Source organism: Streptomyces glaucescens (genome assembly GCF_002154375.1).
In the GTDB taxonomy this organism is placed as follows: domain Bacteria; phylum Actinomycetota; class Actinomycetes; order Streptomycetales; family Streptomycetaceae; genus Streptomyces; species Streptomyces glaucescens.
The window spans coordinates 1-10,124 of the sequence record NZ_MUND01000312.1 but is presented as its reverse complement, the minus strand read 5'-3'; the positions used below and the strand labels follow the sequence as shown (position 1 = coordinate 10,124).

Sequence of the window (10,124 nt, the reverse complement as noted above, 5' to 3'; positions counted from 1 at the left end):
GCCCCGCGCCGTCCGGCGCGGTCAGCTCGGCGTCCTCCAGGAACAGCGCGCCGGATATCTGGGTGCCCGCGAGCTGCACCTGTCCCAAGATGCGGCAGCCGCTCAGCCGCAAGGTGCCGTCGATGCGGGCGCTGCCCAGGCCGAGCCCGGGAAGGACGGAGCCGTGCAGGCTGAGCCGGCGCAGCTGGATGCCGTACAGCTCGGGCCGCTCGGCGAAGTGACAGTGGCTGAGGCGGACCGGATGGGAGTCGAGGAGGGCGTGGGTGAGGTCCAGCGTGCCGGTGATCCGGGCACCGGAGACCCTGAGGGCCGCGATCTCGCCGTCCTGCTGCGGCGCGCGCAGCAGCAGCGCCTTCACGACCGAGGCGCGGACGGTGCGGTCGGGCCCCCAGGACGCCCCCTCCGCGGCGTCCTCGTCCTCGCCGGTGCGGAAGTCGACCCGCTCCCCGCGGGCGAAGGCCCGCCAGACGCGCAGCTCAGCCGGTGTCAGATCGTTGATCTCCATCGGTCGCGACTCTGGCGGGCCCCTGAGGCCGTGTCAACTCATGGTGTCCGGGCGCATGTTCCACTCGGCGATCACCGGTCGGCCGTGCTCCGTGGACAGCCGGCTCACCGTGCCGGTGGCGAGCTGGAACAGCCGCCCCTCGGCGGGCGGCAGACCGAGGCGGCGGGCCGTCAGGACACGCAGGAAGTGCGCGTGGGCGACCAGGACCACGTCACCGTCGGCCGACGCGGGAGCGATCCTCGCCAGCACCCGGTCGGCGCGGGCCCCGACCTCGGCCGGCGACTCGCCCGGGTGGCCCTCGGGGCCGGGCGGGACGCCGTCGGTCCACAGGTCCCAGTCCGGGCGGGTGCGGTGGATCTCGAGGGTGGTGACGCCCTCGTAGCCGCCGTAATCCCACTCCCGCAGGTCCGGGTCGGGTATCGCCCCGGTCAGGCCCGCCAGTTCGGCGGTGCGGACGGCGCGGCCCAGCGGACTGGTCAGCACCCGTGCGAAGGTCCGGCCGGACAGGAGCGGAGCCAGGGACTTGGCCTGCGCCTCACCGTGCCCCGTCAGGGGCAGGTCGGTGAAGCTGGTGTGCTGTCCCGACCGGCTCCACTCCGTCTCCCCATGGCGGACCAGGAACAGATCCCCCACGGCCCGCCTACTTCTTCGCCGACTCGACGGCGTGCCCGCCGAACTGGTTGCGCAGCGCCGCGATCATCTTCATCTGCGGGGAGTCGTCCTGGCGGGACGCGAACCGGGCGAAGAGCGAGGCGGTGATCGCGGGCAGCGGCACGGCGTTGTCGATCGCCGCCTCCACCGTCCAGCGGCCCTCGCCGGAGTCCTCCGCGTAGCCGCGCAGCTTCTCCAGGTGCTCGTCCTCGTCGAGGGCGTTGACCGCCAGGTCCAGCAGCCAGGAACGGATGACCGTGCCCTCCTGCCAGGAGCGGAACACCTCGCGGACGTCGGTCACCGAGTCGACCTTCTCCAGCAGCTCCCAGCCCTCGGCGTAGGCCTGCATCATGGCGTACTCGATGCCGTTGTGGACCATCTTCGCGAAGTGGCCCGCGCCGACCTTGCCGGCGTGGACGTAGCCGTACGGCCCCTCCGGCTTGAGCGCGTCGAAGATCGGCTGGACCCGGTCGACGTGCTCCTTGTCGCCGCCGACCATCAGCGCGTAGCCGTTCTCCAGGCCCCACACCCCGCCGGAGACCCCGGCGTCGACGAAACCGATGCCCTTGGCGCCCAGCTCGGCGGCGTGCTTCTCGTCGTCGCTCCAGCGGGAGTTGCCGCCGTCGACGACGGTGTCGCCGGGCTCCAGCAGGTCCGCCAGCTCGTCGATGACGGACTGGGTGGGCGCGCCGGCCGGGACCATCACCCACACGGTGCGGGGGGCGTCGAGCCGTTCGACGAGTTCGGCGAGGCCGCCCACGTCGGAGAGGTCGGGGTTGCGGTCGTAGCCGACGACGGTGTGGCCCGCGCGGCGGATCCGCTCGCGCATGTTGCCGCCCATCTTGCCGAGGCCGATGAGTCCGAGTTGCATGATGATTACTTCTCTTCCTTGAGGTCGCGGTACGCCGCGACGAGAGCGGCGGTGGACGGGTCGAGGCCGGGGACGTCGGCGCCATCGGTGAGCGCGGGCTCGACGCGCTTGGCGAGGACCTTGCCCAGCTCGACACCCCACTGGTCGAAGGAGTCGATGTTCCAGACGGCGCCCTGCACGAACACCTTGTGCTCGTACAGCGCGATGAGCTGGCCGAGCACCGACGGGGTCAGCTCGCGGGCGAGGATCGTGGTCGTGGGGTGGTTGCCCTTGAAGGTGCGGTGCGGCACCTGCTCCTCGGCGACGCCCTCCGCGCGGACCTCGTCGGCGGTCTTGCCGAAGGCGAGCGCCTGCCCCTGCGCGAACAGGTTGGCCATCAGCAGGTCGTGCTGCGCCTTGAGGTCGTCGCTCAGCTCGGCGGCGGGGCGGGCGAAGCCGATCAGGTCGGCCGGGATGAGCTTGGTGCCCTGGTGGATGAGCTGGTAGTAGGCGTGCTGCCCGTTGGTGCCCGGGGTGCCCCACACCACCGGTCCGGTCTGCCAGTCGACCTCCTGCCCGTCCCGGCCCACGTACTTGCCGTTGGACTCCATGTCGAGCTGCTGGAGGTAGGCGGTGAACTTGGACAGGTAGTGGCTGTACGGCAGCACCGCGTGCGACTGGGCGTCGTGGAAGTTGTTGTACCAGATGCCCAGCAGGCCCAGCAGCAGCGGTGCGTTGGCCTCGGCGGGCGCGGTGCGGAAGTGCTCGTCGACCATGTGGAAGCCGTCCAGGAGGTCCCGGAAGTTCGCCGGTCCGATGGCGATCATCAGCGAGAGGCCGATCGCCGAGTCGAACGAGTAGCGGCCGCCGACCCAGTCCCAGAACTCGAACATGTTGGCCGTGTCGATGCCGAAGTCCGCCACCTTCTCGGCGTTCGTCGACAGCGCGACGAAGTGCCTGGCGACCGCCTTCTCGTCGCCGAGCCCGGCCGGGCCGTTGAGGAGCCAGTTGCGGGCCGAGGTGGCGTTGGTGACCGTCTCGATGGTGGTGAAGGTCTTCGACGCGACGACGAACAGCGTCTCGGCCGGGTCCAGGTCGCGGACGGCCTCGTGCAGGTCGGCGCCGTCCACGTTGGAGACGAAGCGGACCGTCAGCTCCCGTGCCGCGTACGGCCGCAGCGCCTCGTACGCCATCGCCGGGCCGAGGTCGGAGCCGCCGATGCCGATGTTGACGACGTTGCGAATGCGCTTGCCGGTGTGGCCGGTCCACTCGCCGGAGCGGACCCGGTCGGCGAAGGCGCTCATCCGGTCGAGGACCGCGTGCACACCGGGCACCACGTTCTCGCCGTCGACCTCGACCACCGCCTCGCGCGGGGCCCGCAGCGCGGTGTGCAGCACGGCCCGTTGCTCGGTCGTATTGATCTTCTCGCCGCGGAACATGGCGTCCCGCAGCCCGAAAACGTCGGTGGCGGCGGCCAGTTCGCGCAGCAGCTCCAGCGTCTCGTCGGTGATCAGGTGCTTGGAGTAGTCGATGCGGAGATCACCGACGCGCACCACGTACCGCTCCGCGCGGCCCGGGTCGGCGGCGAACAGCTCACGCAGATGCGCCCGCCATTCGGCGCGGTGGTCCTCCAGGGCCGTCCACTGAGGACGGCGGGTGAGCCAGGGGGAGTCGGACATCTCAGGCGTTCTCCTCGGTGTCCTTGCCGCGCAGGGCGACGGCGTACATCTCGTCGGCGTCGAGGCGCCGCAGCTCCTCGGCGATGAGTTCGGAAGTGGGGCGCACCTTCAGGGCGAGGGTGCGCGGGGGCTGGCCGGGCAGGGTCAGCGTGGCGAGCGGGCCCTCGGGCCGGTCGATGACGATCTCGCCCTTCTCGGTGCCGAGCCGGACGCCGGTGACGACCGGTCCGGCGGTCTCCACCCGCTCGACCCGGACGTCCAGCCGGGCCTCCAGCCAGCGGGCGAGCAGCTCGGCGCTGGGGTTGTCGGCCTCGCTCTCCACGGCCGCCGAGGTGATCGTCAGCCGGGCCTGGTCCAGGGCGGCGGCCAGCATCGACCGCCACGGGGTGAGCCGGGTCCAGGCCAGGTCGGTGTCGCCGGGGGCGTAGGAGCGGGCCCGGCTGTCCAGGACCCGAAGCGGCGACTCGACGGCGTACATGTCGGTGATCCTGCGCTGCGCCAGCGCGCCCAGCGGGTCCTTGGCGGGCACGTCCGGGGCGTCCACCGGCCACCACACGACGACCGGGGCGTCCGGCAGCAGCAGCGGCAGCACCACCGAGTCGGCGTGGTCGGACACCTCGCCGTAGGTGCGCAGGACGACGGTCTCGCCGGTGCCGGCCTCGGAGCCGACCCGGACCTCGGCGTCCAGCCGGGACTGGGTGCGCTCGCGCGGGGTGCGGGCGTGCCGCTTGATCACGACCAGGGTGCGCGAGGGGTGCTCGTGCGAGGCCTGCTCGGCCGCCTTGATGGCGTCGTAGGCGTTCTCCTCGTCGGTGACGATCACCATCGTCAGGACCATGCCCACGGCCGGGGTGCCGATGGCCCGGCGGCCCTGCACCAGCGCCTTGTTGATCTTGCTTGCCGTGGTGTCGGTCAGGTCGATCTTCATGGCCTGCGCCAGCTCCGTCCGTCTCGTGCGAGCATCTCGTCGGCTTCCTTCGGTCCCCAGCTGCCCGACGCGTACTGGGCGGGCCTGCCGTGCGTGGCCCAGTACTCCTCGATCGGGTCGAGGATCTTCCAGGACTCTTCCACTTCCTGGTGACGGGGGAACAGGTTCGCGTCGCCGAGCAGCACGTCCAGGATCAGCCGCTCGTACGCCTCCGGGCTGGACTCGGTGAAGGACTCGCCGTAGGCGAAGTCCATCGTCACGTCCCGGATCTCCATCGAGGTGCCCGGCACCTTCGAGCCGAACCGGACGGTCATGCCCTCGTCCGGCTGGACCCGGATGACGATCGCGTTCTGGCCGAGTTCCTCCGTCGCCGTGGAGTCGAACGGGGAGTGCGGGGCCCGCTGGAAGACCACCGCGATCTCGGTGACCCGGCGGCCCAGCCGCTTGCCGGTGCGCAGGTAGAACGGCACGCCCGCCCAGCGGCGGTTGTCCACACCCAGCTTGATCGCCGCGTAGGTGTCGGTGGTGGAGGCCGGGTCGATGCCGTCCTCCTGGAGGTAGCCGCGCACCTGCGCGCCGCCCTGCCAGCCGTCGGCGTACTGCCCGCGCACGGTGTGCCGGCCCAGGTCCTCGGGCAGCCGCACCGCCTTCAGCACCTTCAGCTTCTCGGCGAGCAGCGACTCGGCGTCGAAGGCGGCCGGCTCCTCCATGGCGGTGAGCGCCATCAGCTGCAGCAGGTGGTTCTGGATGACGTCCCGGGCCGAGCCGATGCCGTCGTAGTACCCGGCCCGCCCGCCGATGCCGATGTCCTCGGCCATCGTGATCTGCACGTGGTCGACGTACGACCGGTTCCAGATCGGTTCGAACATCTGGTTGGCGAAGCGCAGCGCCAGGATGTTCTGGACGGTCTCCTTGCCCAGGTAGTGGTCGATCCGGAAGACCTGATCCGGTTCGAACACGTCGTGCACGATCGCGTTCAGCTCGCAGGCGCTCGCCAGGTCGTGGCCGAACGGCTTCTCGATGACCGCACGCCGCCAGGAGCCCTCGGGCGCGTCCGCGAGACCGTGCTTCTTCAGCTGCTGCACGACCTTCGGGAAGAACTTCGGCGGCACGGAGAGGTAGTAGGCGTAGTTGCCGCTGGTGCCGCGCGAGGTGTCCAGCTCCTCCACCGCCGCGCGCAGCTGCTTGAACGCCTCGTCGTCGTCGAAGTCGCCGGGGATGAACCGCATGCCCTCGGCGAGCTGCTGCCAGACCTCTTCGCGGAAGGGGGTGCGGGCGTGCTCCTTGACGGCGTTGTGCACGACCTCGGCGAAGTCCTGGTTCTCCCAGTCCCGGCGGGCGAACCCGACGAGGGAGAAGCCCGGCGGCAGCAGGCCGCGGTTGGCCAGGTCGTAGACGGCCGGCATCAGCTTCTTGCGGGACAGGTCGCCGGTGACACCGAAGATGACGAGCCCGGACGGGCCCGCGATCCGCGGCAGCCGGCGGTCGCGCACATCGCGCAGCGGGTTGGCCCAGCCGGTCGCCGGGGCGGTCCGCTCCCCGGCCGGGGCGCTGCGCTGCCCGGCCGCGGGGGCGGTCTCCTCCCCGGTGGCGGGGGCGGTCTTCTCGTCGAGCGGGGTCTCGCTCATTTACGCGTCAACTCCCTTGCTCAGCAGGGACTTCGTCACCGCGTCCAGCAGGTCCTGCCAGGCGGTCTCGAACTTGGCGACACCCTCGTCCTCCAGCTGCCGGACGACCTCGTCGTAGGAGATGCCCAGCCGCTCGACGGCGGCCAGGTCGGCGCGGGCCTGGGCGTAACCGCCGCTGACGGTGTCGCCGGTGATCTGGCCGTGGTCGCGCACGGCGTTCAGGGTGGCCTCGGGCATCGTGTTGACCGTGCCCGGGGCGACCAGCTCGTCCACGTACAGGGTGTCCTTGTACGCCGGGTCCTTCACCCCGGTCGACGCCCACAGCGGGCGCTGCTTGTTGGCCCTGGACCCGGCCAGGGCCAGCCAGCGGTCGCCGCCGAAGACGTCCTCGTACGCCTCGTAGGCGAGCCGCGCGTTGGCGAGCGCCGCCCGGCCCTTGAGGGCGAGGGCCTCGTCGGTGCCGAGGAGGGTCAGCCGCTTGTCGATCTCGCTGTCGACGCGGGAGACGAAGAAGGAGGCGACCGAGTGGATGGTGCTCAGGTCCAGGCCCGCGGCCTGCGCCCGCTCCAGGCCGGCGAGGTAGGCGTCCATGACCGCGCGGTAGCGCTCCAGGGAGAAGATCAGCGTGACGTTGACGCTGATGCCCCGGGCGACGACCTCGGTGATGGCGGGCAGGCCCGCCTCGGTCGCCGGGATCTTGATCATGACGTTGGGGCGGTCGACCAGCCAGGCGAGCTGCTTGGCCTCGGCGATCGTGGCCGCCGTGTCGTGGGCGAGGCGGGGGTCCACCTCGATGGAGACCCGGCCGTCGCGGCCGCCGGTGGCCTCGTGCACAGGACGCAGGACATCGGCGGCGGCCCGTACGTCGGCGGTCGTCATCATCCGGACGGCCTCGTCGACCGTCACCCCCCGCACGGCGAGGTCGGCCAGCTGCTCCTCGTACCCGGCGCCGGAGCCGATGGCGGCCTGGAAGATGGACGGGTTGGTGGTCACGCCCACCACATGGCTGGACGCGACGAGTTCGGCGAGGTTGCCGGACGTGATCCGACCGCGGGACAGGTCGTCCAGCCAGATCGACACGCCCTGGTCGGACAGGCGCTTGAGGGCTCCCGCGTTCGCGGTTGCTTCGGTCACTGAGATCATCTTCTTTCTGGCGGTCGGATCAACCGCGCGCGGCGGCCAGGGATTCCCGGGCGGCTGCGGCGACGTTGTCGGCGGTGAAGCCATATGCGGCGAACAGGGTCTTCGCGTCGGCGGAGGCACCGAAGTGTTTGAGGGAGACAATGCGTCCTGCGTCACCTACGAACCGGTACCACGTCAGACCCACCCCCGCCTCGACAGCGACACGCGCCTTCACGGACGGCGGAAGGACGCTCTCGCGGTACGCGCGCGGCTGCTCCTCGAACCACTCCACGGACGGCATCGACACCACCCGGGCGCCGACCCCCTCCGCCTCCAGCGACTCGGCGGCGGCGACGGCCAGCTGCACCTCTGAGCCGGTGGCGACGAGGAGCACGTCCGGCGTGCCCGTGGACGCCTCGCGCAGCACGTAGCCGCCCTTGGCCGCGTCCTCGTTCGGCGCGTACGTCGGTACGCCCTGACGGGTGAGGACGAGGCCGTGCGGGGCCGGCCGGGTGGCGTGGCGGCGCAGGATCTCGCGCCAGGCGACGGCGGTCTCGTTGGCGTCGGCCGGGCGGACCACGTTCAGGCCCGGGATGGCGCGCAGCGCGGCCAGGTGCTCGACCGGCTGGTGGGTCGGGCCGTCCTCGCCGAGCCCGATGGAGTCGTGCGTCCACACGTACGTCACCGGCAGCTGCATCAGCGCGGACATGCGCACGGCGTTGCGCATGTAGTCGGAGAACACCAGGAAGGTGCCGCCGTAGACGCGTGTGTTGCCGTGCAGGGCGATGCCGTTCATCTCCGCGGCCATCGAGAACTCGCGGATGCCGAAGTGGACGGTCCGGCCGTACGGGTCCGCCTCCGGCAGCGGGTTGCCCGCCGGGAGGAACGAGCTGGACTTGTCGATCGTGGTGTTGTTGGAGCCGGCCAGGTCGGCGGAACCGCCCCACAGCTCGGGGATGACCCCGCCGAGGGCCTGAAGGACCTTGCCGGACGCGGCACGGGTGGCGAGCGCCTTGCCCGGCTCGAAGACCGGCAGCTTCTCCTCCCAGCCCGCGGGCAGCTCGCCCTTGCTGATCCGGTCGAACTCGGCCGCGCGCTCCGGCTGGGCCGTGCGCCAGGCGGCGATCCGCTTGTCCCAGGCGGTGTGCGCCTCGGCGCCCCGGTCGAGCGCCCGGCGGGTGTGGGCCAGGACCTCGTCGGCGACCTCGAAGGTGCGCTCCGGGTCGAAGCCGAGGATCCGCTTGGTGGCGGCGATCTCCTCCTCGCCGAGCGCCGAGCCGTGCGACGCCTCGGTGTTCCGCGCGTTCGGCGCGGGCCAGGCGATGATCGTGCGCATGGCGATGATCGAGGGCCGCTCGGTCTCGGCCCGGGCGGCCGTCAGTGCCGCGTACAGGGCGTGGACGTCCACGTCGCCGTTCTCGGCGGGCTCGATCCGCTGGGTGTGCCAGCCGTACGCCTCGTACCGCTTCAGCACGTCCTCGGAGAACGCGGTCGCGGTGTCGCCCTCGATGGAGATGTGGTTGTCGTCGTAGAGGAAGACCAGGTTGCCGAGCTTCTGGTGGCCGGCGAGCGAGGAGGCCTCGGCGGAGACGCCCTCCTGGAGGTCGCCGTCGGAGACGATCGCCCAGACGGTGTGGTCGAAGGGGGAGTCGCCGGCCGGCGCGTCCGGGTCGAACAGGCCGCGCTCGTAGCGGGCCGCCATGGCCATGCCGACGGCGTTGGCGACACCCTGGCCCAGTGGGCCGGTGGTCGTCTCCACTCCGGCGGTGTGCCCGTACTCGGGGTGGCCGGGCGTCTTGGAGCCGTGGGTGCGGAACGCCTTGAGGTCGTCCAGGCCCAGCTCGTACCCGGCGAGGTGGAGCTGGGTGTAGAGGGTCAGCGAGGTGTGCCCGGGGGAGAGGACGAACCGGTCACGGCCCGCCCACTCGGGGTCCGCGGGGTCGTGCCGCATCACCTTCTGAAAGATCGTGTACGCGGCGGGGGCCAGGCTCATCGCCGTGCCCGGGTGACCGTTCCCGACCTTCTGCACGGCGTCCGCCGCCAGCAGGCGCGCGGTGTCGACGGCACGCCGGTCGAGGTCGGTCCACTCGAAGCCGTCGGTTGTCTGCGTGCTCATCTGATCGCAGTCCCCTTCAAAAAGTCATTGAAATCGATGTCTTTCCTGGTCAGCCGCGTTCGACTCTAAAAGTCTGACTTTTTCGAGTGAAGGTCTGGGTGTGTCAGCCTGTGGTGAAAGTGGGACACCCGGACGGCAGCGTGCGGGACCGAGACGGCACGAGACGGACATGGTGGACAGAACGAATCCCGAGGGCGACGACGGCGGCATCAGGACCTTCGCCTTCCCCGCCGACCGCAGCATCAGCGGCGTCGGTATGCAGGTCGGCCCGATGGGCGCCGGCCACACCTGGCACTCCGAGGCCCCGCTCGGCCGTGTCCACCGCATCGACTTCCACGTCGTGATGGTCTTCGCCGCCGGCCCCGTACGCCACATGGTCGACTTCACCGAGTACGAGGCGACGGCCGGCGACGTGCTGTGGATCCGCCCAGGACAAGTGCACCGTTTCACGACCACGAGCGAGTACCGCGGAACCGTGCTCACCATGCAGCCCGGTTTCCTGCCCCGCGCCACCGTCGAGGCCACCGGTCTCTACCGCTACGACCTGCCGCCCCTGCTCCGCCCCGGCCCGCCGCGGCTCGCCGCGCTGGAGGCCTCCCTCGCCCAGCTGCGCCGCGAGTACGAGGACACCGCCACCCTCCCGCC

General features: G+C 71.2%; 8 protein-coding genes and 1 pseudogene. 1 reads left to right on the top strand and 8 read right to left on the bottom strand.

The features are described from left to right. The 8 genes and pseudogenes from CCN42_RS20860 to tkt all read right to left on the bottom strand — a co-directional run. Positions 1-505, bottom strand: a pseudogene (locus CCN42_RS20860) (membrane-associated oxidoreductase); the annotation flags it as partial. A gap of 33 nt (positions 506-538) precedes the next feature. Beyond that, complete coding sequence (locus tag CCN42_RS20855; RefSeq protein WP_086737767.1) at positions 539-1,138, bottom strand: histidine phosphatase family protein; 600 nt, start codon at positions 1,136-1,138, stop codon at positions 539-541. Between the two features lie 7 nt (positions 1,139-1,145). Then, a complete protein-coding gene (gnd, locus tag CCN42_RS20850) occupies positions 1,146-2,027 on the bottom strand; it encodes a phosphogluconate dehydrogenase (NAD(+)-dependent, decarboxylating) (protein WP_086737765.1) in 882 nt (293 codons plus the stop codon). 5 nt (positions 2,028-2,032) lie between these two features. Continuing rightward, a complete protein-coding gene (pgi, locus tag CCN42_RS20845; protein ID WP_086737763.1) occupies positions 2,033-3,685 on the bottom strand; it encodes a glucose-6-phosphate isomerase in 1,653 nt (550 codons plus the stop codon). A gap of 1 nt (position 3,686) precedes the next feature. Next, on the bottom strand, positions 3,687-4,613 hold the full coding sequence (opcA, locus tag CCN42_RS20840; protein WP_086737761.1) for a glucose-6-phosphate dehydrogenase assembly protein OpcA: 927 nt from the start codon (positions 4,611-4,613) through the stop codon (positions 3,687-3,689). Then, entirely contained in the window at positions 4,610-6,241 is a 1,632-nt protein-coding gene (gene zwf / locus CCN42_RS20835; protein ID WP_086737759.1) for a glucose-6-phosphate dehydrogenase, read from the bottom strand. The genes opcA and zwf overlap by 4 nt, the downstream gene beginning before the upstream one ends. Beyond that, entirely contained in the window at positions 6,242-7,384 is a 1,143-nt protein-coding gene (gene tal, locus CCN42_RS20830; protein WP_086737757.1) for a transaldolase, read from the bottom strand. Between the two features lie 19 nt (positions 7,385-7,403). Further along, positions 7,404-9,479, bottom strand: a complete 2,076-nt coding sequence (gene tkt / locus CCN42_RS20825; RefSeq protein WP_086737755.1) for a transketolase — start codon at positions 9,477-9,479, stop codon at positions 7,404-7,406. A 169-nt stretch (positions 9,480-9,648) separates the two neighbouring features. Between tkt and CCN42_RS20820 the strand changes: the two genes are divergently transcribed. Further along, positions 9,649-10,124: AraC family ligand binding domain-containing protein (locus tag CCN42_RS20820; protein WP_211294759.1), on the top strand; the 476-nt coding region annotated here is incomplete at its 3' end.